The following is a 25,494-nucleotide window of genomic DNA, read 5'->3' as shown; positions in this document are numbered from 1 at the left end:
CTGGCTCGTCCGGCTGCGGCCAACCGAGACTCGCGTCGCCAACCCGCCGCTGCTGCGGCTGCGGGCGGCGTGAAAATGAATTTTTCAGGGACGACTACCAACAACCGCCGTCCGATCACCAAGGTGGAGGACATTGCCGGCCTGAAGCTGCGTGTCATTCCCAACCCCATCAATGTTGACTGGGTGTCGGCGCTGGGGGCCAACCCGACGCCGCTGCCATTTCCTGAGCTGTACGCCGCGCTGGAGCAGCGCGCGGTCGATGGGCAGGAAAACCCTGTGGCCACGATCTGGGGTGCCAAGTTTTACGAAGTGCAAAAGTACCTGACGCTGACCTACCACCAGTACAACCCGCAGTCGGTGGTGGTGAGCAAAAAGTTCTGGGACAGCCTCAGCGCCGACGACCGCCGCATTTTGCAAGAAGCGGCGCTGGAATCGGCCAAGTTTCAACGCCAGCAGGCCCGCGCGTCGGTCGACAGCACGCTGGATAACCTCAAAAAAGCCGGCATGCAGGTCAGCGAGCTGCCCGCCGCCGAGGTGGCCAAAATGCGCGAGCGCATGAAGCCCGTCATCGCCAAGCACACCGCCGCGGTGGGCGAGGCCACGGTGGCCGCCTTGCAGGCCGAGCTGGACAAGCTGCGCAAGTGAGCCAGGAGTTCGTCACCATGCGCATCGACGGCCTGACCGAGCTGATCGTCCACATCGGCTACCCCACCCACACCTTCAAGTCGCCGCTGATCTACAACCCGTACTTCGAGTCGATCGGTGCCAACGTGGTGGTGGTGCCGTTGGCATGCCGTCCCGAGCCGTACCCGGTGCTGTTGCGCAGCATCTTCGCGTTGGACAACGTGCGCGGCGCGCTGGTGACGATGCCGCACAAGGTGCGCACGGTGGAACTGCTGGACGTGGTCAGTCCCGCGGTGCAGGTGGCCGGGGCGTGCAACGCGGTGCGCCGCGACGCCGATGGCCGTCTGGTGGGTGACCTGTTCGACGGCGTGGGCTTTGTGCGCGGGTTGCTGCGCAAAGGGGTGACGGTGCAGGGGGCGCGTGCGCTGGTGGTCGGCTGTGGCGGGGTCGGCAGCGCCATCGCCGCCGCGCTGGCCGCTGCGGGCGTGGCACAGGTGCGCGTGCACGACGTGCGCGCGGGGGCAGCCCAAGCCCTGGCCCGGCGGCTGGCGCAGCACTACCCCAACACGCAGGTGCTCTGTGCCGACCCTGACCCGTCCGGCCTGGACATCGTCGTCAACGCCACGCCGCTGGGCATGCACGAGGGCGATCCGCTGCCGCTGGATGTGTCGCGCTTGCAGCCCGGCACCCTGGTGGGGGAGGTGGTGCTGCGCGCCGACATCACGCCGTTGTTGCGCGCGGCGCTGGCGCGCGGCTGCCGCATCCAGGTGGGTGCGGACATGCTGTACGAGCAAATCCCTGCGTACCTCGAATTTTTTGGGTTGCCGACCACCACCCCCGACACCCTGCGCCGCGTGGCCGGGCAAGACGCGGCGGCACTGCCCGCCGAGGCACAGGAGGCATCATGAGCGATTTGCTGCACCTGCCGCCCCGCGAACCTGGGCTGGCCGATTGGGCCGACGAAGCCAACCCGCTGGGCCTGGAAGGGTTGGAGTTCATCGAGTACGCCACCCACCAGCCGCAGGCGCTGGGCCAAGTGCTGGAGCTGATGGGCTTTGTGGCGGTGGCGCGCCACCGCTCGCGCGAGGTGACGCTGTACCGCCAAGGCGAACTCAACGTGGTGGTCAACGCTCACCTTGACGAGGCGCGCGCTGCGCAACTCGGGGCCGGCGGTCGGCCCGTCATTGCTGCCCTGGGGTTGCGTGTGCGCGATGCCCGTGCCGCGTTTGAACGTTTGCAGCAACGCGGTGCGTGGCCGGTGCCGCCGCACGCGCAGGTCATGGAGCTCAACATTCCCGCCATCCACGGCGTCGGCGGTAGCCGGCTCTATTTCGTCGACCGCTGGCGCGAGTTTTCCATTTACGACATTGACTTCGTGTCGATGCCGGGGGTGTCGCGCCATCCGCCAGCGTTGGCGGGCATGCATTTTTTTGGCGTCGTGCAGTACGTCGGGCTGGGGCGTACCCACGACTGGATCGAGTTCTACCAGGAGCTGCTCGGCGCCACGCTGATCCCCGACGAGCAGCGCTACGGCATCATGCCCAAAGGCAAGCTGATGCAGGTGCCCGGGCATGCGCCGACGCAAAGCTTCATGCTGCAACTGGTGGAGCCTGATCCCAACGTGCTCGACAGCGACGAGCGCTTGCAGCGCATCGGGCTGGGGGTGCCGGATGTGCTGGAGGCGGTTCGACTGCTGCGTGCGCGGGGCGTGGAGTTTGTCGAAACTTCCGCCGCGCACACCGAGCCGCGCGGGGCCATTACGCGCACCTACCTCGGGTCGGTGGTGTTTGAACTGGTGCACAGCCAACGCCAGGGGTGACGCGTATGGCCATGCAACCGTTGCACGACCCCGGCATTGCCCGCTTTGGCATGGACACCACGACGCTGGCGGGCCCCTTGCAGGCCAAACTGGAGGCTATTGCCGCGGCGGGGTTTTCGCAGGTGATGCTCAAGGCCAGCGACCTGAGCCACCACCCTGACGGCTGGCGTGCCGCCGCGCGCGCCGTGCGCGCCAGCGGTTTGCGCCCCACGGGGTTGCAGGTGCTGCGCGATTTCGAGGGCTTGAGCGGGCACCTGCACCCGTACAAAGTGGGGGTGGCCCAGACGATGCTGGAGATGGCCGCCGAAGTGGGCGCCGAGGTGCTGCTGGTGTGCTCGTCCACCTCAGCGCACGCCAGCGCCGACATGGAGCACTGGGCGCGCGACCTGCGCAAGCTGGCCATCATGGCGGTGCCGCTGGGCATACGCATCGCGTACGAGGCGCTGTCCTGGGGACGGTACGTGCGCGAGTTCACCACCGCCTGGGATGTGGTCAGCCGCGCCGACTGCCCCAACCTGGGTTTGGGGCTGGACTCGTACCACATCTTCGCGACCCAGACGCCCCTGGAGTGGGTGGACGAGCTCGATCCCCAACGCATTTTTCTTGTGCAACTGTCCGATTTCATGTGGCAGGAAGTGCGCACGCCGGAAGAGCGCATCAGCACCGCGCGCACGTTCCGCGTGTTCCCCGGCGAAGGGGTGCACAGTGAACAACTGGCCCAACTGGTGTTGCGGCTGCACCGGCTGGGGTACCGGGGTGACTACAGTTTTGAAGTGTTCAACGACGACTACCAGCAACTGCCCCCAACGTACGTGGCGGCGCGCGGCCGCCGGGCTGCGCAATGGCTGGCCGAGGATGTGTTGCACGTCGATGCGCCATGGCGTTCACCGTGGCGCTGGGGTGCGCGACGCACCGAACACGCCCATTTGATGCCATAATCGGCGGGTCATCACCCATGTCGCCCGAAACGGGCCCCGGTCGGCGGTGTATCCGCCATGGCCGTTGGGTCCTAAGTCCCGAAGCCGCCTCACAAGGGCGCGACTGCCGAGGGGCACCGGAAGTTTTTCGTCAGAGAAAACACTGCAAGGTTCAACATCATGAAAATCTCCCAACCCGAACTGGCCTCGGCCGCGGCGGCCACCCATGGCGAAGAGCTGATGGGCGCCGATATCCTGGTGCGCTGCCTGCAAGCCGAAGGTGTCGAATACGTCTGGGGCTACCCCGGTGGGGCGGTGCTGTACATCTACGACGCGCTGTACCGCCAAGAGGGCATCCAACACATCCTGGTGCGTCACGAACAAGCCGCCGTGCATGCGGCGGATGGCTACGCGCGCGCCACGGGCAACGTCGGCGTGGCGCTGGTCACCAGCGGGCCTGGGGTCACCAACGCGGTCACGGGCATCGCCACCGCGTACATGGATTCGATCCCGATGGTCATCATCACCGGCAACGTGCCCACGCACGCCATCGGGCAAGACGCCTTCCAGGAGTGCGACACGGTGGGCATCACGCGCCCCATTGTCAAGCACAACTTCCTGGTCAAGGATGTGCGTGACCTGGCGCTGACCGTCAAAAAGGCCTTTCACATCGCGCGCACCGGTCGCCCTGGCCCGGTGGTGGTCGACATCCCCAAGGACGTGTCGTTCAAAAAGACGCTCTACACCGGCTACCCGGAGTCGGTCACGATGCGTTCGTACAACCCCGTGCGCAAGGGCCACGGCGGACAGATCCGCAAAGCGCTGCAACTGCTGCTCAGCGCCAAGCGGCCCTACATCTACACCGGCGGCGGCGTGATCCTGGGCAACGCGGTGGCCGAGCTGCGCGAGCTGGTCGACCTGCTCAACTACCCGGTCACCAACACGCTGATGGGGCTGGGCGCCTTTCCCGCCTCCGACCGGCGCTTTCTGGGCATGCTGGGCATGCACGGCACCTACGAGGCCAACAACGCCATGCAGCACTGCGACGTGCTGCTGGCGGTGGGGGCGCGCTTCGACGACCGCGTCATCGGCAACCCGAAGCACTTCGCGCAGGTCGAGCGCAAGATCATCCACATCGACATCGACCCGTCCAGCATCTCCAAGCGCGTCAAGGTGGATGTGCCCATCGTCGGTGACGTCAAGGAAGTCTTGACCGAGCTGATCGCGATGCTGCGCGAGGCCGGCCGCCGCCCGGACGAGCGCGCGCTGGCCGAGTGGTGGGCCACGATCGAGGGGTGGCGTGCGCGCGACTGCCTCCGGTACGACCGCGACAACACCGAGGTCATCAAGCCGCAGTACGTGATCGAGACGCTGTGGAAGATGACCAAGGACGACGACGTCTACATCACCTCCGACGTGGGGCAGCACCAGATGTGGGCGGCGCAGTTTTACCGCTTCGATCAACCACGGCGCTGGATCAACTCCGGCGGGCTGGGCACGATGGGGGTGGGCATCCCCTACGCGATGGGCATCAAAATGGCGCGGCCGCAGTCGGAGGTGTTTTGCGTCACCGGCGAAGGCTCGGTGCAGATGTGCATCCAGGAACTGTCCACCTGCCTGCAGTACAACACCCCGATCAAGATTCTGTCGCTCAACAACCGCTACCTGGGCATGGTGCGGCAGTGGCAGGAGATCGAGTACTCGGGCCGCTACAGCCACTCGTACATGGACGCGTTGCCCAACTTCGTCAAGCTGGCCGAGGCGTATGGCCACGTGGGCATGTTGGTTGAGCGTCCGCAGGACGTCGAGCCGGCGCTGCGCGAGGCGCGCAAGCTCAAAGACCGCACGGTGTTCATCGACTTTCGCACCGACCCGACCGAAAACGTCTGGCCGATGGTGCAAGCCGGCAAGGGCATCACCGAAATGCTGCTGGGCAGCGAAGACCTGTGATGCGCCGTGGCCGCCTTGGCGGCGCCGCGCGGCGCGGCGGGGCGGCCGGATCATCGCGAGGAATCTATTGCCCGCCAAGCTGCAGCCTTACCGGGCTGCGGGGAGGGCGGGCGAAAAGAGGAATCCCACACCATGAAACACATCATCGCCGTTTTGCTGGAAAACGAAGCCGGGGCGCTGTCGCGCGTGGTCGGGCTGTTTTCAGCACGAGGCTACAACATCGAATCGTTGACCGTGGCCCCCACCGAGGATCCGTCGCTGTCGCGCATGACGATCCTGACCACCGGCTCGGACGACGTCATTGAGCAAATCACCAAGCACCTCAACCGCCTGATCGAAGTGGTCAAGGTGGTCGACCTGACCGAAGGCGCCTACACCGAGCGCGAGCTGATGCTGGTCAAGGTGCGCGCGGTGGGCAAGGAGCGTGAGGAGATGAAGCGCATGGCCGACATCTTCCGCGGCCGCATCATCGACGTCACCGACAAGAGCTACACCATCGAAATCACCGGCGACCAGAGCAAGTGCGACGCCTTCTTGCAGGCCATCGACCGCAGCGCGATCCTGGAGACCGTGCGCACCGGCGCCTGCGGCATCGGCCGTGGCGAGCGCATTTTGCGCGTGTGACGCCCGCGGCCAACGTTTTTCCACCCCGAACCCAAGGACCGAACCGATGAAAGTCTATTACGACAAGGATTGTGACCTCAGCCTGATCAAGGGCAAGACGGTGGCCATCGTGGGCTACGGCAGCCAAGGCCATGCGCACGCGCAAAACCTGAACGACAGCGGCGTCAAGGTGATCGTGGGGGTGCGCAAAGGGGGGCCGTCGTGGGCCAAGGCCGAAAAAGCCGGCCTGACCGTGATGGAGGTGGCCGACGCCGTGCGCGCCGCCGACGTCGTGATGATCCTGTTGCCCGACGAGCAAATCGCCGACGTCTACCGCACCCAGGTCGAGCCCAACATCCGTCAAGGCGCGTCGCTGGCGTTTGCGCACGGCTTCAACGTGCACTACAACCAGGTCGTGCCGCGCGACGATCTGGACGTGTGGATGGTGGCGCCCAAGGCGCCGGGTCATACCGTGCGCAGCACCTACCTGCAAGGCGGCGGCGTGCCGCACCTGGTGGCGGTGCACCAGGACCGCAGCGGCAAGGCGCGCGACCTGGCGCTGTCGTACGCGATGGCCAACGGTGGCGGCAAGGCCGGCATCATCGAGACGACCTTCAAGGAAGAAACCGAGACCGACCTCTTTGGCGAACAGGCCGTGCTGTGCGGCGGTGCCGTCGAGCTGGTCAAAGCCGGCTTCGAGACCCTGGTTGAAGCCGGCTACTCGCCCGAGATGGCGTACTTCGAGTGTCTGCACGAGCTCAAGCTGATCGTGGACCTCATGTACGAGGGCGGCATCGCCAACATGAACTACTCGATCTCCAACAACGCGGAGTTTGGCGAGTACGTGACCGGCCCCGAGGTCATCAACGAAGCGTCGCGCGAAGCGATGAAACGGGCGCTGCAGCGCATCCAAAACGGCGACTACGCCAAGATGTTCATCCTGGAGGGGCGCACCGGCTACCCCAGCATGACGGCGCGTCGCCGCAACCTGGCCGCGCACCCCATTGAGCAGGTGGGGGCCAAGCTGCGCGCGATGATGCCCTGGATCGCCAAGAACAAACTGGTCGACCAGTCGCGCAACTGACGCGCCCGCCCCCCGTGCCCGCAGCCGTCACCCAGGGATCGGGAGGCGCTGCGGGCTTGGCGCTACACTGCGGGCTGCGGCGGGCCGCACGCCACGGCCGGCCGCGCCGGCGCCGCTGCCATCGACGGCGCCGCCCCGTGGCAACGACACCATGCTCGAACCTTCCACCGACAACCCTGTGACCGAACGCCGCCGCCCCAAGGGCATTTACGTGCTGCCCAACATGGTGACGTTGGCGGCGCTGTTTGGTGGCTTTTACGCCATCGTGATGGCGATGAACGGCCGCTACGACCTGGCCACGACGGGCATTTTTGTGGCCATGGTGCTCGACAGCCTGGACGGCCGCATCGCCCGCCTGACCAACACCCAAAGCGCCTTCGGCGAGCAGATGGACTCGCTGTCGGACATGGTGTCGTTTGGCGCGGCGCCAGCGCTGGTGGCTTACGAATGGGCTCTGCGCGACCTTGGGCGCTGGGGCTGGATCGCGGCGTTTGTTTACTGCGCCTGCGCGGCGCTGCGGCTGGCGCGCTTCAACGTCAACACGCACGTGGTGGACAAGCGCTACTTCCAAGGGTTGCCGTCGCCGGCGGCGGCGGCGTTGGTGGCCGGTTTTATCTGGCTGGCCACCGACGCCGGCCACGACGGGCAGGGCCTGCAGTGGGTGCTGTTCGTGCTGACGCTGTACGCGGGGCTGACGATGGTGACCAACGTGCCCTTTTACAGCTTCAAGGATTTGAGCCTCAAAAAGAGCGTGCCGTTTGCCACGCTGGTGCTGGTGGCGCTGGGCATTGCGGTCATCAACATCCACCCGCCGACCGTGCTGTTTGCGCTGTTTGTGCTGTACGGGCTGTCGGGGTATGTGGTGTACGCGGTGCGCAAGTCCAAGGGCAAGCCCGTCAGCGTGCTGTCCACTTCGACCGACGAGCCCGATGAGCGTGGCCTGCACGAGTGAATAGCGCCGCGCGATGAACGTGATAGCCTGCGCGATGGCGACACGCTGGACCTTGCTGTGGTACATTGCATGCCATGGTCCACGCCGTGACGTTGCTGCTGCTAGCCCTGCCCGCCTGCGGGCAGGTGGCCTGACGCGCACGCGCACCCCGACCACCCACGGCCCGCTGCCCACCGCTGCGGGCCGTTTGTTTTGGTGGTTCGGCAGCGACCAGCGGGATTGAGTTGAACGATCCGGAGCCCGAGCCATGAGCGACAAACTGATCATTTTCGACACCACGTTGCGTGACGGCGAGCAATCGCCCGGCGCCTCGATGACCAAAGAAGAAAAGCTGCGCATCGCGCGCCAGTTGGAGCGGCTGCGGGTCGACGTCATCGAGGCGGGTTTTGCCGCCAGCTCCAACGGGGATTTCGAAGCCGTCAAGGCCATCGCCGACACCATCAAGGACTCCACCGTGTGCTCGCTGGCGCGGGCCAACGACCGCGACATCGCCCGTGCGGCCGAGGCGCTGCGCGGCGCGCAACGCGCACGCATCCACACGTTCATCGCCACCAGCCCGCTGCACATGGAGAAAAAGCTGCGCATGACGCCGGACCAGGTGTACGAGCAGGCGCGCCTGGCGGTGCGGTTTGCGCGCAACCTCTGCCCGGATGTCGAGTTCAGCCCCGAAGATGGCTACCGCAGTGAGATCGACTTCCTGTGCCGTGTGCTGGAAGCGGTGATCGACGAAGGCGCCACGACCATCAACATCCCCGACACCGTCGGCTACGCGGTCCCCGAGCTTTACGGCAACTTCATCCGCACGCTGCGCGAAAAAATCCCCAATTCCGACAAAGCGGTGTGGAGCGTGCACTGCCACAACGACCTGGGCATGGCGGTGGCCAACTCGCTGGCCGGGGTCAAGATCGGCGGGGCGCGGCAGGTCGAGTGCACCATCAACGGCCTGGGTGAGCGTGCCGGCAACTGCGCGCTGGAAGAGGTGGTCATGGCCGTCAAGACGCGGCGCGACTACTTCGGGCTGGAGGTCGGCATCGACACGACGCAAATCGTGCCGGCCAGCCGCCTGGTGAGCCAGACCACCGGCTTTGTGGTGCAGCCCAACAAGGCGGTGGTGGGCGCCAACGCCTTTGCGCACGCCAGCGGCATTCACCAAGACGGGGTGCTCAAGGCCCGCGACACCTACGAAATCATGCGCGCCGAGGACGTGGGCTGGAGCACCAACAAGATCGTGCTGGGCAAGCTGTCGGGACGCAACGCCTTCAAGCAGCGTCTGCAGGAGCTTGGCATCGTGATGGAGTCCGAATCCGAGCTCAACGCGGCCTTTGCCAAGTTCAAGGAACTGGCCGACCGCAAGGCCGAAATTTTCGACGAGGACATCATCGCGTTGGTGGGCGACGAGAGCGTCACGCCCGAAAAAGAGCGTTACGCGCTGGTGTCGCTGTCGCAGCACTCCGAAACGGGTGAGCGGCCCCATGCGCGCGTCGTGTTCACCATCGATGGCAAGGAGCACGTGGGCGAAGCCGATGGCAACGGCCCGGTGGACGCCAGCATCAAGGCCATCGAGTCGCACGTGCAAAGCGGGGCCGAGCTGCTGTTGTACTCCGTCAACGCCATCACCAGCGGCTCCACCGAGTCCCAAGGGGAGGTCACCATCCGCCTGCAGCACGGCGGGCGTGTCGTCAACGGCGTTGGGGCGGATCCCGACATCGTCGTGGCCTCGGCCAAGGCGTACCTGTCGGCGCTGACCAAACTGCATAGCCAGGTGGAACGCGTCGCCGCCCAGGGGTGAGCGGATACCCGGCTGGGTATGAAAAGGCCGCGCGGTGCGGCCTTTGTTGTTTTCCGGCTTCAAAAAAGGGCGTCAAACGATTGACACGCTGAGCGTTTTGGTTGTTTTGAGGCGTATACTGGCCGCTTGTTGACGACACCCGAGGACGTGCCGATGAAACGGATGCTGTCGTTGCGCTTGCGTGCTGCGCTGGGCGCGCTGCTGGTGGGCATGGCCGTGCTGCCGGCGGCGCCCGAGGCGGGCGCGGCCACCCGCAAAAAGGCCACGGTGGTCAAACCAGTCAAACAACAAGCAACGGTCAAGAAAAAGGCGCTGGCGCCGACGGCGCGCGCACCCAAAGCCGCGCTGCTGCCGTCCTCCAGCCGTTCGCGCGCAGGTCGCGTTGACGCTGGCGCGCGTGGGGCTGGTGGCGCCACGCGGGCGCTGGCGCTGGCCGGCGTGGCCGCGGGTGGGGCGGCCCTGGCCCAGGCGCACGACGATGCGCCGGGCGTGGATGGCCTGCGCCTGCACTCCAACGCCGTGCTGGTGATGGACGCCGACACCCAGGCGGTGCTGCTGGGCAAAAACGACGATGCGGTGCTGCCGATCGCGTCCATCACCAAGCTGATGACGGCCATCGTGGTGGTCGACGCCGGGCTGCCGATGGACGAGGTGCTGACGATCACCGAGGACGACGTGGACCGCCTCAAGGGCAGCGGCTCGCGGCTGGCCGTGGGCACCCGCCTGACGCGTGCCGAGGCGCTGCACCTGGCTCTGATGGCCAGCGAAAACCGCGCCGCGCACGCCTTGGGGCGTACCTACCCCGGCGGGGTCGACGCGTTCGTGGCGGCGATGAACAACAAGGCGGCCGAGTTGGGTCTGACCCAAACACGTTTTGCCGAGCCGACGGGGCTGTCCAGCGACAACCGTTCCAGCCCGCGCGACTTGGCGCGTTTGGTCGCGCAGGCGTCGGCGCGGCCGGCCCTGCGCCAGTGGACCACGTCGCCGGAGTACGAACTGGCCGACGGCCGCCGCGTGCTGCACTACCGCAACAGCAACAAGCTGGTGCGCGAAAGCGACTGGGACATCCTGGTGCAAAAGACCGGCTACATCCGCGAAGCCGGGCGCTGCGTGGCGATGCAGGTACGGCTGGCGGGGCGCAACATCATCATGGTGCTGATGAACGCCGGCAACTCCGCCGCGCGCTGGGCCGATGCCGAGCAATTGCTGCGCTGGCTCGAAAAGTCCCTGCCCAGCCACCATGCGGGTGGCGTCGCGCCGCGCCTGTGACCGGCCACGCGCCGCCTGGGGGTGGGATGCCCGATCCCCTCAGCGGCCCCCCGGGCCGCTGGCCGTGCCGCGGTAGCCCAACGCGGCGCTGATGCGCGCGGCGGTGGCCTGCAGCTTGGCGATCCAGCCTTCGTCGATGCGGTCGGCAGGCGCTGAAATCGACAGGCCCGCCACCAGTTGGCCTTGGTCGTCGTAGATGCCGGCGGCCATGCAGCGCACGCCGGGCTCCAGCTCTTCGTTGTCACGCGCCACGCCCAGGCGGCGGCATTGCGCGAGCTCCTTTTCCAGCGCGGCCAGTTGGGTGATGCTGTTGGGCGTGTTGCCCGCCAGGCCCGTGCGGGTCGCGTAGGCGCGCAGCCGCTCGGGGTCCTCTTGCGCCAAAAAGAGCTTGCCCACCGACGTCAGGTGCAGCGGCGCGCGCCCGCCGATGGCCCGCACCACCTGCATGCCGGAGCGCTCGCTGTACGCGCGTTCGATGTAGACGATTTCGTCCCCTTGGCGCACCGAGAGGTTGACGGGTTGACGGATTTGGCGGTGCAGTTCTCGCATCGGCGCCAGCGCCGCTTCACGCACGTCCAGCCGGGCTTTGACGAGGTTGCCCAGCTCCAACAGCCGCAGGCCCAAACGGTACACGCCTGGTTCGGGCCGTTCGACGAAGCGCCCGATGGCCAGGTCGTTGAGGATGCGGTGGGCGGTCGAGGGGTGCAGCCCGGATTCGTCGGCCAGCGTTTTGAGGGGCACCGGCTCGTCGTGGCGGGCCAGGGCGTCCAGCAGCACGAACGCACGCTGCAGCACCTGCACGCTGGGTTGCGCAGCATCGGGTTTGTTCGAGGTCGGAGAGGGCGGGCGCTTCACGTTTTCATTTTACGAGATGAAATCGCGTTGCGCTGCGGCGCACCGCCGGGCCGGTTGGGCGCGAACCCGGCGCAGGCATCGGTCCCAGGTCGACGTGTCAGTATACCGTCAGCCAGCGGCCGTCGCGCAGCACCTCGTGCGGTCGAAAGCGCGCTTTGTAGGCCATTTTGGGGCTGGCTTCGATCCAGTAGCCCAGGTACACGTAGGGCAGTTGCAACTCGCGCGCCTGGTCGATCTGCCACAGCACCGCGTAGGTGCCCAGCGAGCCGGGCCAGGTCGGCTCGTAAAAGGTGTACACGGCCGACAGGCCGTCGTCCAGGATGTCGATCAAGGCCACCATGACCAGCCGTGCGCCTTGGTCGGCGGGGGTGCGAAACTCGACCAAGCGCGAGTTGACGTGGCTTTGCAGCAAAAACTGGCTGTACTGCTCGACGTTGTCATGGTCCATGCCGCCACCCGGGTGACGCAGCCGCTGGTAGCGCAGGTACAGCGCGTAGTGCTCGGGCGAGTAACCCAGCCGCATCACCCGGGCGCTGAGGTCGGCGTGCTGGCGCCACACCCGCCGCTGCGTGCGGTTGGGCCGAAAGTCGGCGGCGCGCACGCGCAACGGCACGCAAGCATGGCAACCGTCGCAGTAGGGGCGGTAGGTGAACAGGCCGCTGCGCCGAAACCCGGCCGCCACCAGCCGGGCGTAGGTTTCGCCCTGAATCAGGTGGCTGGGGGTGGCCACTTGCGAGCGCGCTTGCCGCTGCGGCAGGTAGCTGCAGGGGTAGGGGGCCGTGGCGTAGAACTGCACGGCCGCCAGGGGGAGTTCATGCAGGCGGGTCACGGCACGGTGGGGGTGGCAAGGTCCAACGGGGCCTGCGGCCACAGGTGGTTCCAGTATAGGGGGTCGAAACGCCACCGCGGTGCCGGCGCGTCGATGGCCTGTTGCAGCATCTGGACAAATTGGCGGCGTGGCAAAGGCGCGGCCCCCAGCGAGGCCAGGTGGCGCGTTTGCTGCTGGCAATCGATCAGCGCCACCCCCCACGCACGGCAGGCGGCCACCAGTGCCGCCAAGGCCATTTTGGACGCGTCGCGCCGATGCGTGAACATCGACTCGCCAAACACCGCGCGCCCCAGGTTGACCAGGTACAGCCCGCCGACGAGCTCCCCTTCCCACCATGCCTCGACGCTGTGCGCATGCCCCGCGCGGTGCAGCGCCTGGTAGGCGGCCTGCATCTCGGGCACGATCCAGGTGCCATCCTGGCCCGGGCGTGGCGTGTTGGCGCAGGCGGCGATGACGGCGTCGAAGGCGCTGTCGATGCGGATTTGCAACCGACCTTGCCGCAGGGCGGCGCGCAGCGCCTTGCGCAGCGAATCGTGCAGCCGAAACGCCTGGGGCAGCAGCACCATGCGCGGGTCGGGGCTCCACCACAGGATCGGCTGCTCTGGCCCGTACCAAGGGAAGATGCCGTGGCGGTACGCGGACACCAGGGTTGGCACGTCCAGTGCGCCGCCGGCGGCCAGGAGGCCCGGAATGGGATCACGGGCCCCCCAAGCGTGCTCGACCGGCGGAAAGGGCGCGCCCGGCTCCAACCAAGGCAGGGTGGGGGTGCGGGTCATGGTTGCGTGGGGGCCCTTTGCGCGGCGGACCTCGCCTTGGGCTCGACGGCCGCTTGGGCGTGGTCGCACCAGGTCCGCACGACACAGCGCCCGCATTGGGGCGCGCGTGCTGTGCAGGTGTAGCGTCCATGCAGGATCAGCCAATGGTGCGCGTCGCGCGCGTAGCGCTCGGGCACACGCCGCAACAGGGCTTGCTCCACCTGCAGCGGCGTTTGGCCGGGCGCCAGTCCGGTGCGGTTGGCCACCCGGAAGATGTGGGTGTCCACGGCCATCGTCGGCTCGCCAAAGGCGACGTTGAGCACGACGTTGGCCGTTTTGCGACCCACCCCGGGCAGCGCCTGCAGCGCCGCGCGGTCGCGCGGGACCTGGCCCTTGTGGTGCTGCAGCAAGCGCCGGCAGGTCTCGATCAAATGCCGGGCTTTGCTGCGGTACAGCCCAATGGTGCGGATGTACGCTTCCAAGCCCTCCTGCCCCAACGCCAGGATGGCCTCGGGCGTGTTGGCCACGGGAAACAGGCGTCGGGTGGCCTGGTTGACGCTGCGGTCGGTGGCTTGGGCGCTCAGCAGCACCGCCACCAGCAGCTCGAACACGCTCGTATACTCGAGCTCGGTTTGTGGCGCGGGGCGCTCGGCCTGCAAGGCCGCAAAAAACGCTTCGATGTCACGAAGTTTCATCACCATGGTGGGGTGGCCCGTCGGCGTGGGTGTGCAGGCGGGGCGTCATTGCCCCGCTGATTGCCAGAGGATACGCCATGTCGCAAGTTGCGGCACCGTCGCCGGTGCGTTTTGCCGATCGATTGGCCAACGTCGAGACGTCGGCCATCCGCGAGCTGTTCAAACTGTTGGGCAAGCCCGGCATCATCAGTTTTGCCGGTGGGTTTCCCGACGCGGCGCTGTTCGACGTGGAGGGCATTCGTGAGGCGACGCTGGCGGCGCTGGCGGCCAACCCGGGCGCGGCGCTGCAGTACGGCGCCACCGAGGGCTTTGATCCGCTGCGTGAACAACTCGCGGCGTTCATGGCGTCCAAGGGCGTGGCGGAACTGTCGCCCACCGACCTGATCGTGACCACCGGCAGCCAGCAGGCGCTGGACCTGATCGGCAAAACGCTGATCTCGCCCGGCGACAAGGTCATCGTGGAAGGGCCAACGTTTTTGGCCACGATCCAGTGCTTCAAGCTGTACGGCGCCGAGCTGATCACGGTGCCTGTGGACGGGCAGGGCGCCGACGTCGACGCGCTGGAGCGTCTGGTGGCCGAGCACCGCCCCAAACTCGTGTACCTGATCCCGACTTTCGGCAACCCCAGTGGAGCGACGCTGTCGCTGGAGCGCCGCCGGCGCGTGCTGGAGCTGGCCGTGCGCACGAACACGTTGGTGGTGGAAGACGACCCTTATGGGGACCTGTACTTCGATCAGCCGCCGCCGCCCAGCCTGCTGGCGTTGAGCGACCAGGTGCCCGGCAGCCGGGCGTGCCTGGTGCACTGCGGCAGCTTGAGCAAGGTGCTGTCGCCGGGCTTGCGCATCGGCTGGATGGTGGCGCCGCCGGCGCTGCTGGCCAAGGCCACGATGTGCAAGCAGTTCAGCGACGCGCACACCAGCACGTTCGCGCAGGCCACCGCGGCGCAGTACCTGGCGGCAGGGCGCATGCCGGCGACGCTGCAGCGCGTGCGTGGCATTTACGCCCGCCGCGCGCAGGCGATGGTGCAGGCGCTGCGCCACACGCTGGGCGATGCCATCGACTTCGTGCCTCCGCAGGGCGGGTTGTTCGTCTGGGCGCGGCTGACCGGCGCCGGCGGCGCGTGCCACGATGGCGGCGTGTTGGCCCAGCGTGCCATCGAGCGCGGTGTGGCCTTCGTGCCGGGGGCCCCTTTCTTCGCCCGCGACCCCGACCGTGCCACGCTGCGGCTGAGCTTTGCCACGGTGGACGAAGACCGCATCCGCGAGGGTGTCCAACGCCTGGGGTCAGCGCTGCGGGCTTGAGCGGATGATCGTGGGTTGAGGGTGGGGCGAAAACGTCGCCCAGATGGAGCCGGACCTCAGGCACTGCGCACGTCCCACCCCACGATTTGCCTGCGCGTGCGGCTGAACTCCACGCCGACTTCGATCACACGCTCCACGCCCGGCGCGCCGCGGTGCTTGGCTGCGTAGTCCTTGGCCTGCAGCTGCCGCAGCGCCTCGCCCGTGCCCTGGTCGCCGTCCACGACCTTGAATTCGAACACCCACGCGGTGCCGGCGTGCTTGACCGTGAGGTCGCACTGCCCTTCGTTGCTGACGTCTTCGGCGATGATCTCCACCCCGAGGCTGGCCAAGTGGCTGTAGCAGACGCTGGCAAAGTAGCCCTCGTACTGCGCGATCGGGTTGGCGCGGTACCAGTCGTGCGGGATGGAGGCGAACAAACGCTCAAAGTGCGCTTTGAGCACAGCCGTGTCGCCCTGCGCGAGGGCTTGGTACAGCCGCATCGACGCCCCCTGAGCTTGATGCCCTAATGGCTGGGGCAACCAAGCGATGGTCAACGCCTCGTTGAGGGCGGTGCGCACCTCGTGGTTGGGCAACGCCAGCGTGTACATCGGCCCACGCGGGGTGATGATGTGCTCGCGAATCGTCAGGTACCCGGTCTGCCACAGCATCGCCTCGGGCTCGATGCCGTCGACGTCAAAGGCCGACAGCAGCGCCTCGCTGGCCCACAGCTGCTCCAGCCTGGGGGTGAAGAAGCCCTTGCGCTGCAACCACTGCACGAGGAAGGTCGGCGTGCCGGTCTCAAACCAGTGCGCGCGGTACTGGCGCTTATCCAGCAGCAGCAGCACATCAAACGGGTTGTACACCGAGGTTGGCCCCCAGGCGTAGCCGTTGTACCAACGGCGCACCTCGGCACGGTCCAGCGGTTGGCCCTCGGCCGCGGCCGCCTCGAACTCCGGCGCAAAGACGGTGTCCAGATCCTCTTCGGTGTAGCCGCACAGCGTGCCGTAGCGGTCGTCCAGCGTGATGTCGTTGAGGTTGTTGAGGCCCGAAAAGATCGACACCTTGGAAAACTTGGATACGCCCGTCAACATCGCAAAGCGCACATCGGCATCGCGCCCTTTGATGACGGAGTAGAGGTTGCGCAAGCCCTCGCGCATCGCGCGGGCGACTTCGGGCGCTTCGAGGTTGTCGAGGATGGGCTTGTCGTACTCATCGACCAGCACCACCGCTTGCTGGCCGTGGGCTTCGGCGGCGCGGGTGATCAAGTGCCCGAAGCGGATGTGGGGGTCGGTCGGTGGCTCGGGAATGACGACCCCCAGCCGCGCGGCATCGGCGCTGAGCTGATGGTGGATGTGCTCTTCCAGCTTGTCGGGCTGCTGCGGCCACCCTTCGGCAAAGCTCAGGCGAATGACCGGGTGGCGTCGGCCCCAGTCCCAGTGCTCGGCCAGAAAGAGCCGCGGGCGGTTGGCCACCGCCGGGTCCACCCCCAGCGCCACGGCGGCCTCACCCCCTTCAAAGAGCGCGCGCTGGCCGGCAAAGGCCTGCGCGATGGTGTCGATCAGCAGCGACTTGCCAAAGCGGCGCGGGCGGGAGAGAAAGTAGTACTTGCCGCTGTCGACCAGCCGTGCTACCTGTGGCGTTTTGTCGACGTAGTAGTAGCCCCCATCGCGGATGTCGCGCAGGGTTTGGATGCCGATGGGCAGCTTGCGGCGTGGGGCGGCCATGATGCGATGGTAGCGCAGACGCTCATTGGCTTGATGTGCCATGCGCGGGCGGCTGCTGGCCCGACCGTTCGCGCAATCCTCCAGAGATGGTGTCTTGGCCAGGATCGCCCGGGGCGCGTTGGGAACCCAATGGCGCTTAAGCGGAACGCGCCCACCACCAGCGCCAGCGCATCCCCCAGCCGGTGGTGTAGCCGACGGTGACGTGGCGCAGGCGGCCGTCGGCGAGCAGGACCGCGAAGACGGGCACCGAGCGCCAGCCGTGCGCTGCGGCGAGGCGCCCGTCGGGGTCCAGGACGGTGACCCACGGCAGGCCTCGCTGGCGCAGGTACGCGTGCACGGCGGTGGCGTCGCCGCTGCGGGTGGCCAAGGTGATCACCGGGTGGTCACGCGCCAGCGCCGTGACGTTGCCCTCCTCCAGTCGGCAGATGCTGCACCACGTCGCCCACACGTGCAGGGCCACCGGCGCGTCCGCCGGCACGCCCAGGCGGGCGCGCAGCTCGTCCAAGGTGCCCCGATGCTGGGTGCCGTCGGCCATCAGCCAGGTGACCGTACCGGCGTCCATCCAGCGCGGGGGCGTGTCGCGGGTCAGCCACGCCTGCACCCCCAGGAAAACCCCAGTGGCCACGGTCAGGGTCAGTACAGTTTCGCGCAGACAATGTTGCCAACGACGCATGCCCCATTGTGCGTTGTTTTGTCTGTCTCGACCGATGGAGTCCACCGCCGATGAGCACACCCACCAAATATCTGCTGCAGGAAAGCCAGATGCCCAAGTTCTGGTACAACATCGCGGCCGATCTGCCCAAGGCGCCCCCGCCGGTGCTGCACCCGGGCACCCTGCAGCCCGTCGGGCCGGACGACCTTGCGCCGCTGTTTCCGATGGAGCTGATCCTGCAGGAGGTCAGCACCGAGCGTGAAATCGAAATCCCCGAGCCAGTGCGCGAGATTTACCGCCTGTGGCGCCCGAGCCCGCTGTTTCGTGCGCACCGGCTGGAAAAGGCGCTGGGCACACCGGCCAAGATTTTTTACAAGTACGAAGGCGTCAGCCCCGCCGGCAGCCACAAGCCCAACACCGCGGTGCCGCAGGCGTTTTACAACGCGCAGGCCGGCACCAAGCGGCTGACCACCGAAACGGGCGCGGGGCAGTGGGGCACCTCGCTGTCGTTCGCGGGGCAGCTCTTTGGCCTGGAAGTGCTGGTGTTCCAGGTGCGCGTCAGCTACGACCAAAAGCCGTACCGCCGCGCGGTGATGGAGACCTACGGCGCGCGCTGCCTGCCGTCGCCGTCGACCGAGACCGAATACGGCCGCCGCGTGCTGGCGCAGCGGCCCGACCACCCGGGCAGCCTGGGCATCGCCATTTCGGAGGCGGTGGAGCTGGCCGCGCAGCGCGACGACACCAAGTACGCGCTGGGCTCGGTGCTCAACCACGTGCTGCTGCACCAGACCGTGATCGGCCTGGAAGCGATGGAGCAGTTGCAGATGGCCGATGCGTGGCCGGACGTGATCGTCGGCGCCACCGGCGGCGGCAGCAACTTCGCCGGCATCGCGTTTCCGTTCATCGGCCACGCGCTGCGCGGCGGCGCGCGCCCGCGCGTGGTGGCGGTGGAGCCGGCGGCGTGCCCGTCGCTGACCAAGGGCCGCTACGCCTACGACTTTGGCGACACGGCGCACCTGACGCCGCTGACCAAGATGCACACGCTGGGCTCGACCTTCACGCCACCGCCCTTCCACGCGGGCGGGCTGCGCTACCACGGCATGGCGCCGCTGGTGTCGCACCTCAAGGAGCTGGGCCTGATCGAGGCCGTGGCCTATACCCAGACGCAATGCTTCGAGGCCGGCGTGCTGTTTGCGCGCAGCGAGGGCATCGTGCCCGCGCCCGAGGCCAACCATGCCGTCAAAGGGGCGATCGAGGAGGCGCTGCGCTGCAAGCGCGAGGGCAAGAGCGAGACCATCCTGTTCAACCTGTGCGGCCACGGCCACTTCGACATGGCGGCGTACCAGAAGTACTTTGCCGGCGAGCTCAAGGACGAGACTTACGACGAGCGCGAGCTGGCGATGGCGCTGGCCGGGCTGCCCAGCGTACCGGAGCCGGCCTGACGGGCGGCGCGGCCCTGGGTTCCCGGGGGCGCGCGCCGGCCACCGTGAGGCGGGCCCGCCGCTCCGCGGGGCGCTGCGGCGCTCAGGGCCGCACCACCTCCAGCAAGCGGTCCAGACCGCCCATGTCGATGGCGACGTTGGCCTGCTGGCGCACCTTGGGCTTGGCGCGGTAGGCCACCGACAGGCCCGCGGCGGCCATCATCGCCAGGTCGTTGGCGCCGTCGCCCATCGCGATGGCCTGCTCAGGCGTGCAGCCGATCAGGTCGCACGCCTGCAGCAGCGTGCGGCGCTTTTCGGCGCCGTCGCAGATGTCGCCCCAGTGCTGATCGAGCAGCCGCCCGGTGAGCCGCCCATCGACGATTTCCAGTCGGTTGCTGCGCGCAAAGTCCAGCGCCAGCCGCTCGCGCAGCCGGTCGGTGAAGAACGTGAACCCGCCACTGACCAGCAGCACCTTGAGCCCGGCGCCCTTGCACGCCAGCACCAACTCGGCCGCGCCGGGGTTGAGCTTGAGGCGTTGACGGTACACGTCTTCCAGGTGCTGCACCGGCACGCCCGCCAGCAGCGCCACCCGGCGGCGCAGGCTTTCCTTGTAGTCGGTGATCTCGCCGCGCATCGCGGCTTCGGTGATGGCGGCCACCTCGGCCTTGCGTCCAGCGGCGTCGGCGATTTCGTCCACGCACTCGATATTGATCAGCGTGGAGTCCATGTCGAACGCGATCAGCTTGAAGTCGCGCAGGCGCAACGGCGGCGTGAAGCCCCGAACGGTGAGGCCGGGGGCGATTTCGATCGGTTGGGTCATGGCTCGCGATTATCGTGCGCTGCGCCGCCGGCCCGGCCGCGCGGCGTTGGGGGGTCAGTACGCCACGTACCGCCCCGGCTTGTGGTTGATGGCCAGCGTCAGGTTCATCACGGCGGCGGCCAGCACCGACAAGGCCAGCCGGGGCAGATCCACCCACGGCAAGGCCGCCAGCAAGATGCCGCTGTCGATGACGAGCTGGGTGAAGCCCGCGCGCCAACCTAGGCGCTCTTGCAGCCACAGCACCAGCGTGTTGAAACCGCCCAAGCTGGCCCGGTGGCGAAACAGGATGATGAAACCCACGCCGATGAGCAAACCACCCGCGACGGCGGCAAACAGCGGGCTGAGGTGCTGCACCCCCATCCAATGCGGCATGGCCTCGGTGAACGCGGCCAGCAGCGCCACGGCCAGGATGGTCTTGAGCGTGAATGCCACCCCCATGCGCACCCAGGCCAGTGCGTAAAACGGCAGGTTGATGGCAAACACCAGCGCGCCGAAGGGCCAGCCGGTGGCGTAGTGGGCCACGAACGCCAGGCCCACGGTGCCGCCGGTGACAAAACCGGCGTGTTTGAGCAGCACCAGGCCCAGCGCGACGATCAGCGTGCCCGTCAGCAGCGCCTGGGCGTCGTCGAACCAGGTGTGGCGTGGCGCGGTCAACGCCGCGTCGGGCTGCGCGTGGGCGGCGGGGGACGACGTGCTCATGGCAGGGGACTCCGTGTGGGGGGCTGGCCAGCGGGGTCAAACGGTGGCGGTGAGCGGCTGCCCCAGGCTGCGCAGCACGTCGCGCACCAGTTGTACGCGGTCGCGCGGCTCGGGCAGGGCGCGCTCGATCTTGAGGCGGTCTTGGCCCGCGAGCTTGATGTGGCGGTTTTTCTGGATCAGCTCGATGATGCGCAGCGGCTCCACCGGCGGGTTGGGGCCGAAGGTGATGAGGATGTGGCTGGGCGCTGCGTCGATCTTGACCACGCCGTAGCGCTGCGCCAGCACGCGCAGGCGGTGCACGTCGATGAGGTTGTGCGCCGCCGGGGGCAGCTTGCCGAAGCGGTCCACGATTTCCTCGACCAGGCGGTCGATCTGGTCGTGCGTCTTGGCCGTAGCCAGTTTTTTGTAAAAGCTCAGACGCAGGTGCACGTCGCCGCAGTAGTCCTGCGGCAGCAGGGCCGGCGCGTGCAGGTTGATGTCGGTGGTGGCGGCCAGCGGCTTGAGCAGGTCGGGCTCGCGACCCTCGCGCAGCGCGCGCACCGCTTCGGCCAGCATGTCGTTGTAGAGCTGAAAGCCGATTTCGGTGATGTTGCCGCTTTGCGCCTCGCCCAACACCTCGCCCGCGCCGCGGATTTCGAGGTCGTGCATCGCCAGGTAAAAGCCGCTGCCCAGCTCCTCCATCTGCTGGATCGCCTCCAGCCGCTGGGCGGCCTGTTTGGTCAGGCCTTGCAGGTCGGGCACCAGCAAATAGGCGTAGGCCTGATGGTGGCTGCGCCCGACGCGCCCACGCAACTGATGCAACTGCGCCAGACCGAACTTGTCCGCGCGGCTGATGATGATGGTGTTGGCCGTGGGCACGTCGATGCCGGTCTCGATGATGGTCGAGCACAGCAGCAGGTTGAAGCGCTGGGCGACGAAGTCGCGCATCACGCGCTCCAATTCGCGCTCGGGCATCTGGCCGTGGGCGATGGCGATGCGCGCCTCGGGCAGCAGTTGCTCGAGCTGGGCGCGGCGGTTGTCGATGGTTTCGACCTCGTTGTGCAAAAAGTACACCTGCCCGCCGCGCTTGAGCTCGCGCAGCACCGCTTCGCGGATGACACCGTGGTTTTCTTCGCGCACGAAGGTTTTGATGGCCAACCGCCGCTGCGGCGCGGTGGCGATCACCGACAGGTCGCGCAGCCCCTCCAGCGCCATGCCCAGCGTGCGCGGGATGGGGGTGGCGGTCAGCGTCAGCACGTCCACCTCGGCGCGCAGGGCCTTGATGGCCTCTTTGTGGCGCACGCCGAAGCGGTGCTCCTCGTCGATGATGAGCAGCCCGAGGTTTTTGAATTGGGTTTTTTCGCTCAGCAGCTTGTGCGTGCCCACCACGATGTCGATGGTGCCATCGGCCAGCCCCCGCAACGCGGCGGCGATCTCTTTGGGCGTGCGAAAGCGGCTCATCTCGGCGATGCGCACCGGCCACTTGGCAAAGCGGTCTTTCAGCGTTTGGTAGTGTTGCTCCGCCAGCAGCGTGGTGGGGGCCAGCAGCGCGACTTGCTTGCCGCCGCTGACGGCCACGAACGCCGCCCGCAGCGCTACCTCGGTCTTGCCAAAGCCGACGTCGCCGCACACCAGGCGGTCCATCGGGCGCGGGCTGATCATGTCCTGGATGACGGCATGGATGGCGGCACGCTGGTCGGGCGTTTCCTCGAAGCCGAAATCGTTGGCGAACGCCCCGTAGTCTTTGGCGTCGAAGCGGAACGCGTGGCCCTGCCGCGCGGCGCGGCGGGCGTAGACGTCGAGCAGCTCGGCGGCGGTGTCGCGCACCTGCTCGGCGGCTTTGCGCTTGGCCTTGTCCCACTGGCCGCTGCCCAGGCGGTGCAGGGGGGCCTCGTCGGCGCTGACGCCGCTGTAGCGGCTGATCAGGTGCAGCTGCGACACCGGCACGTACAGCGTGGCGCCCTGGGCGTATTCCAGATGCAAAAACTCTTGCAGCGCGGGGGTGCCGTCGGGGTTTTTCTCGCCCAGGTCGAGGTTGACCAAGCCGCGGTAGCGGCCAATGCCGTGCTGAGCGTGCACCACCGGGTCGCCGGGCTGCAGCTCGCTCAAGTCTTTGATCAGGGCTTCAACGTCGCTGGCGGCTTCCTGCTTGCGGCGGCGGCGCAACGTGGGACCGCTGGCGAACAGCTCGGTCTCGGTGACCAAGTCGACGCCCATTTCGACCCAGGCGAAGCCAGCCGCCAGCGGGGCGGTGGCCAGGCCCAGGCGGGCCTGGCTGGCCAGGAACGCGTCGATGCCGTCGAACACCGCGGGGTCGAGGTGGCTGGCGCGCACGAAGTCCAGCAGGTTTTCGCGCCGGCCGTCGCTGTCGGCCAGCAGCAGCACGCGCGCGCCGCCGCGCTGCAGATGGTCCTTGAGGCGCTGCAGCGGCTCGTCGGCGCCGCGTTGCACGGCCAGCGGCGGCAACGTTTGCACGGCGTGGCCCCAGGCGGCGGCAACCTGCGGCGCTTCGGCCGGCCGCAGGGCCCATTGCGGGTAGGGCTTGGCGCGCTGCCAGAATTGTTCCACGGTCAAAAACAGTGTCGGGGGCGGCAGCACCGGGCGTTCGGGGTCGCCCTGCGCCAGGCGGTGGCGCTCGCGCGTGTCGTCCCAAAAGCGCTGCAGCGCCGCGTCCACGTCGCCGTGCAGCACCAGCGTCGCCTGCGGCCCGATGTAGTCGAACACCGTGGCGGTGTCGTCGAAAAACAGCGGCAGGTAGTACTCGATGCCGGCGCCCGCCACGCCGTTGGCCATGTCCTTGTACAGCCGGCTCTTGGTCGGATCGCCCTCGAGCAGCTCGCGCCAGCGGGCGCGAAAGCGCGCGCGGGCCGCGTCGTCCAGCGGAAACTCCCGCCCTGGCAGCAGCCGCACTTCGGGCACCGGGTACAGGCTGCGCTGGGTGTCGGGGTCGAAGGCGCGGATGGAGTCGATTTCGTTGTCAAACAAGTCGATGCGGTACGGCAGCGCCGACCCCATCGGGTACAGGTCGATCAGACCGCCGCGCACCGCGTACTCACCGGGGCTGGCCACCTGCGTGACGTGCTGGTAGCCGGCCAGCACCAATTGCTCGCGCAGCTTGGCTTCATCGAGCTGCTGCCCGCTGCGGAAGTGGAAGGTGTACGCGGCCAAAAACGACGGCGGGGCCAGCCGGTACAGCGCCGTGCTGGCCGGCACCAGCACGACGTCGACGCCGTCGTCGGCACGCCGCTGCAGGATGCGCCACAGCGTGGCCAGCCGCTCCGAGATCAAATCCTGGTGCGGCGAAAAGGTGTCATACGGCAGCGTCTCCCAGTCGGGAAACAGCGCGCAGCGCAGCCCGGGCGCGAAGCAGGGCAACTCATCCAGCAGGCGCTGGGCGTCGGCGGCGTCGGCGCAGACGATGACGGTGGGCTGGCCGGCGTCGCGGTCGCGCGCGGCCATGCGCGCCAACAGCAGCGCGTCGGCACTGGCGCTGGGGCAGGGCGAGACGTAACGTTGTCCGGGGTGTAAGCGCGGCAGATCCATGAGGGGGTGCATTCTAGAATCGCCGCCCATGAGGCATGTCACCAACCGATCGCCGGCGCGTTGCTGGGTGCTGGTGCCCGCAGCGGGCACCGGCAGCCGCAGCGGGCTGTCCGTGCCCAAACAGTACCAGCGGCTGGGGCCGTGCAGCGTGTTGGACCACACGTTGGCGACACTGCGCGCTGTGCCGGACGTGGCAGGCGTGGCCGTGGTGCTGGCCCCCGACGACGATCACCCTTGGACACCCCCCGACGGGGTGTGGGTGTGGCGCGTGGGCGGGGCCACGCGCGCGGCCAGTGTGCTGGCTGGGCTGCGGCAATGGCAGGCGCACGGCGCCCAAGACGATGACTGGGTGCTGGTGCACGACGCCGCCCGCTGCCTGCTGCAGCCCGGCGACGTGGCGGCGTTGCTGGACGCGTGCCGTGACGACCCCGTGGGGGGGCTGCTGGCACTGCCGCTGGCCGACACGCTCAAGCAGGCCGACGCCAGCGGTCGGGTGCTGGCCACGTTGCCGCGTGACGACAAGTGGCTGGCGCAGACGCCGCAGATGTTTCGTCTCGGGGTGCTGGCGCGCGCGCTGCAGGCGCACGAGGCCACGGGGTTTGCCGGCATCACCGACGAGGCCAGCGCGGTCGAGGCGCTCGGCCTGGCCCCCCGGCTGGTGCGCGGCCGCACGCACAACATCAAGCTGACCTACCCGGAGGATTTCGCCGTGGCCCAAGCCCTGCTGAGCACGACCGAGCCCGCGCCGTGGCGCGTGGGCGAAGGTTGGGACGTGCACGCCCTGGTGCCCGGGCGCCGCCTGGTGCTGGGGGGCGTGGAGATCGCGCACGAGCGCGGGCTGCTCGGCCACTCCGACGCCGACGCCTTGCTGCACGCCATCACCGACGCGCTGCTGGGCGCGGCCGGCCTGGGCGACATCGGCACCTGGTTTGCCGACACGGACGAACGCTACAGGGACGCGGACTCGATGGCCCTGCTGGCGCGGGTGGCGGCCGAAGTGCGTGCCCGGGGCTGGCAGCCGGTCAACGTCGACGCCACCGTGGTGGCGCAGGCGCCGCGGCTGGGGCCGTACCGCGCGGCGATGCAAGCCAACGTCGCGCGCGCGGTGGGCGTGGCGGCGTCGGCCGTCAACGTCAAGGCCAAAACGGCCGAGCGGCTGGGGCCGGTGGGGCAAGGTTTGGCCATCGAAGCGCGGGCGGTCGTGCTGCTGCACCGCGGCATCGGCGCGGCGTGAC

Annotated in this window: 22 protein-coding genes; 13 read left to right on the top strand and 9 right to left on the bottom strand. The window is 68.0% G+C overall.

Annotated features, from left to right (window positions below; translation table 11 throughout):
* The 10 genes from dctP to EDC36_RS07835 all read left to right on the top strand — a co-directional run.
* Window positions 1–645 (top strand): TRAP transporter substrate-binding protein DctP (gene dctP / locus EDC36_RS07880; RefSeq protein WP_165902835.1); only part of this gene is annotated, 645 nt, incomplete at its 5' end.
* Window positions 646–662: 17 nt separating this feature from the next.
* Window positions 663–1,532, top strand: coding sequence for a shikimate dehydrogenase family protein (locus tag EDC36_RS07875; protein WP_132962717.1), 870 nt, complete (start codon window positions 663–665; stop codon window positions 1,530–1,532).
* Window positions 1,529–2,443, top strand: coding sequence for a VOC family protein (locus EDC36_RS07870; RefSeq protein ID WP_132962708.1), 915 nt, complete (start codon window positions 1,529–1,531; stop codon window positions 2,441–2,443). The genes EDC36_RS07875 and EDC36_RS07870 overlap by 4 nt, the downstream gene beginning before the upstream one ends.
* Window positions 2,444–2,454: 11 nt before the next feature.
* On the top strand, window positions 2,455–3,381 hold the full coding sequence (locus EDC36_RS07865; protein WP_132962707.1) for a sugar phosphate isomerase/epimerase family protein: 927 nt from the start codon (window positions 2,455–2,457) through the stop codon (window positions 3,379–3,381).
* A gap of 159 nt (window positions 3,382–3,540) precedes the next feature.
* Complete coding sequence (locus EDC36_RS07860; protein ID WP_132962706.1) at window positions 3,541–5,310, top strand: acetolactate synthase 3 catalytic subunit; 1,770 nt, start codon at window positions 3,541–3,543, stop codon at window positions 5,308–5,310.
* Window positions 5,311–5,442: 132 nt separating this feature from the next.
* The gene (gene ilvN / locus EDC36_RS07855) at window positions 5,443–5,934 is read left to right on the top strand and encodes an acetolactate synthase small subunit (RefSeq protein ID WP_132962705.1); all 492 of its coding nucleotides are present in this window, start codon (window positions 5,443–5,445) and stop codon (window positions 5,932–5,934) included.
* 46 nt (window positions 5,935–5,980) lie between these two features.
* Window positions 5,981–6,997 (top strand): ketol-acid reductoisomerase, encoded by a 1,017-nt coding sequence (ilvC, locus tag EDC36_RS07850; RefSeq protein ID WP_132962704.1) that lies wholly within the window; start codon window positions 5,981–5,983, stop codon window positions 6,995–6,997.
* A 151-nt stretch (window positions 6,998–7,148) separates the two neighbouring features.
* Window positions 7,149–7,949: a CDP-diacylglycerol--serine O-phosphatidyltransferase gene (gene pssA, locus EDC36_RS07845; protein WP_132962703.1), complete on the top strand. Its 801-nt coding sequence runs from the start codon at window positions 7,149–7,151 to the stop codon at window positions 7,947–7,949.
* 247 nt (window positions 7,950–8,196) lie between these two features.
* Window positions 8,197–9,738 carry a 2-isopropylmalate synthase gene (locus tag EDC36_RS07840; protein ID WP_132962702.1) on the top strand — a complete coding sequence of 514 codons (1,542 nt, stop codon included), beginning with the start codon at window positions 8,197–8,199 and terminating at the stop codon, window positions 9,736–9,738.
* A 162-nt stretch (window positions 9,739–9,900) separates the two neighbouring features.
* A complete protein-coding gene (locus EDC36_RS07835) occupies window positions 9,901–11,007 on the top strand; it encodes a D-alanyl-D-alanine carboxypeptidase family protein (protein ID WP_132962716.1) in 1,107 nt (368 codons plus the stop codon).
* A gap of 39 nt (window positions 11,008–11,046) precedes the next feature.
* Here EDC36_RS07835 and EDC36_RS07830 read toward each other — a convergent pair whose 3' ends face one another.
* The 4 genes from EDC36_RS07830 to nth form a co-directional block, all read right to left on the bottom strand.
* Entirely contained in the window at window positions 11,047–11,862 is an 816-nt protein-coding gene (locus EDC36_RS07830; protein WP_132962701.1) for an IclR family transcriptional regulator, read from the bottom strand.
* Window positions 11,863–11,959: 97 nt separating this feature from the next.
* On the bottom strand, window positions 11,960–12,691 hold the full coding sequence (locus tag EDC36_RS07825) for an arginyltransferase (protein ID WP_132962700.1): 732 nt from the start codon (window positions 12,689–12,691) through the stop codon (window positions 11,960–11,962).
* Entirely contained in the window at window positions 12,688–13,467 is a 780-nt protein-coding gene (gene aat, locus EDC36_RS07820; protein ID WP_132962699.1) for a leucyl/phenylalanyl-tRNA--protein transferase, read from the bottom strand. Before aat ends, EDC36_RS07825 begins: the two co-directional genes overlap by 4 nt.
* On the bottom strand, window positions 13,464–14,141 hold the full coding sequence (nth, locus tag EDC36_RS07815) for an endonuclease III (RefSeq protein ID WP_132962698.1): 678 nt from the start codon (window positions 14,139–14,141) through the stop codon (window positions 13,464–13,466). The genes aat and nth overlap by 4 nt, the downstream gene beginning before the upstream one ends.
* Before the next feature lie 104 nt (window positions 14,142–14,245).
* Between nth and EDC36_RS07810 the strand changes: the two genes are divergently transcribed.
* Window positions 14,246–15,442, top strand: a complete 1,197-nt coding sequence (locus EDC36_RS07810) for an aminotransferase-like domain-containing protein (protein WP_132962715.1) — start codon at window positions 14,246–14,248, stop codon at window positions 15,440–15,442.
* 56 nt (window positions 15,443–15,498) lie between these two features.
* On the opposite strand, the gene EDC36_RS07805 is transcribed toward EDC36_RS07810, so the two are convergent.
* A complete protein-coding gene (locus EDC36_RS07805; RefSeq protein ID WP_132962697.1) occupies window positions 15,499–17,145 on the bottom strand; it encodes an ATP-binding protein in 1,647 nt (548 codons plus the stop codon).
* 136 nt (window positions 17,146–17,281) lie between these two features.
* Complete coding sequence (locus tag EDC36_RS07800; protein ID WP_132962696.1) at window positions 17,282–17,818, bottom strand: redoxin family protein; 537 nt, start codon at window positions 17,816–17,818, stop codon at window positions 17,282–17,284.
* Between the two features lie 50 nt (window positions 17,819–17,868).
* Here EDC36_RS07800 and EDC36_RS07795 point away from each other — a divergent pair, with 50 nt between their 5' ends.
* Window positions 17,869–19,239 (top strand): TrpB-like pyridoxal phosphate-dependent enzyme, encoded by a 1,371-nt coding sequence (locus EDC36_RS07795; RefSeq protein ID WP_132962695.1) that lies wholly within the window; start codon window positions 17,869–17,871, stop codon window positions 19,237–19,239.
* A gap of 82 nt (window positions 19,240–19,321) precedes the next feature.
* On the opposite strand, the gene serB is transcribed toward EDC36_RS07795, so the two are convergent.
* The 3 genes from serB to mfd are packed head-to-tail and all read right to left on the bottom strand — an operon-like array spanning window position 19,322 to window position 24,259.
* Window positions 19,322–20,038, bottom strand: coding sequence for a phosphoserine phosphatase SerB (gene serB / locus EDC36_RS07790; RefSeq protein ID WP_132962694.1), 717 nt, complete (start codon window positions 20,036–20,038; stop codon window positions 19,322–19,324).
* Between the two features lie 54 nt (window positions 20,039–20,092).
* Window positions 20,093–20,737 (bottom strand): YitT family protein, encoded by a 645-nt coding sequence (locus tag EDC36_RS07785; protein WP_132962693.1) that lies wholly within the window; start codon window positions 20,735–20,737, stop codon window positions 20,093–20,095.
* A 36-nt stretch (window positions 20,738–20,773) separates the two neighbouring features.
* Complete coding sequence (gene mfd, locus EDC36_RS07780; protein ID WP_132962692.1) at window positions 20,774–24,259, bottom strand: transcription-repair coupling factor; 3,486 nt, start codon at window positions 24,257–24,259, stop codon at window positions 20,774–20,776.
* A 28-nt stretch (window positions 24,260–24,287) separates the two neighbouring features.
* Here mfd and ispD point away from each other — a divergent pair, with 28 nt between their 5' ends.
* Window positions 24,288–25,493: a 2-C-methyl-D-erythritol 4-phosphate cytidylyltransferase gene (gene ispD / locus EDC36_RS07775; protein ID WP_207895064.1), complete on the top strand. Its 1,206-nt coding sequence runs from the start codon at window positions 24,288–24,290 to the stop codon at window positions 25,491–25,493.
* Window position 25,494: the final 1 nt, after the last annotated feature.

The sequence above is a fragment of the Tepidimonas ignava genome (assembly GCF_004342625.1).
In the GTDB taxonomy this organism is placed as follows: domain Bacteria; phylum Pseudomonadota; class Gammaproteobacteria; order Burkholderiales; family Burkholderiaceae_C; genus Tepidimonas; species Tepidimonas ignava.
Note: the sequence above shows the minus strand (reverse complement) of the source record. Positions and strands in the feature narration are given on the sequence as shown.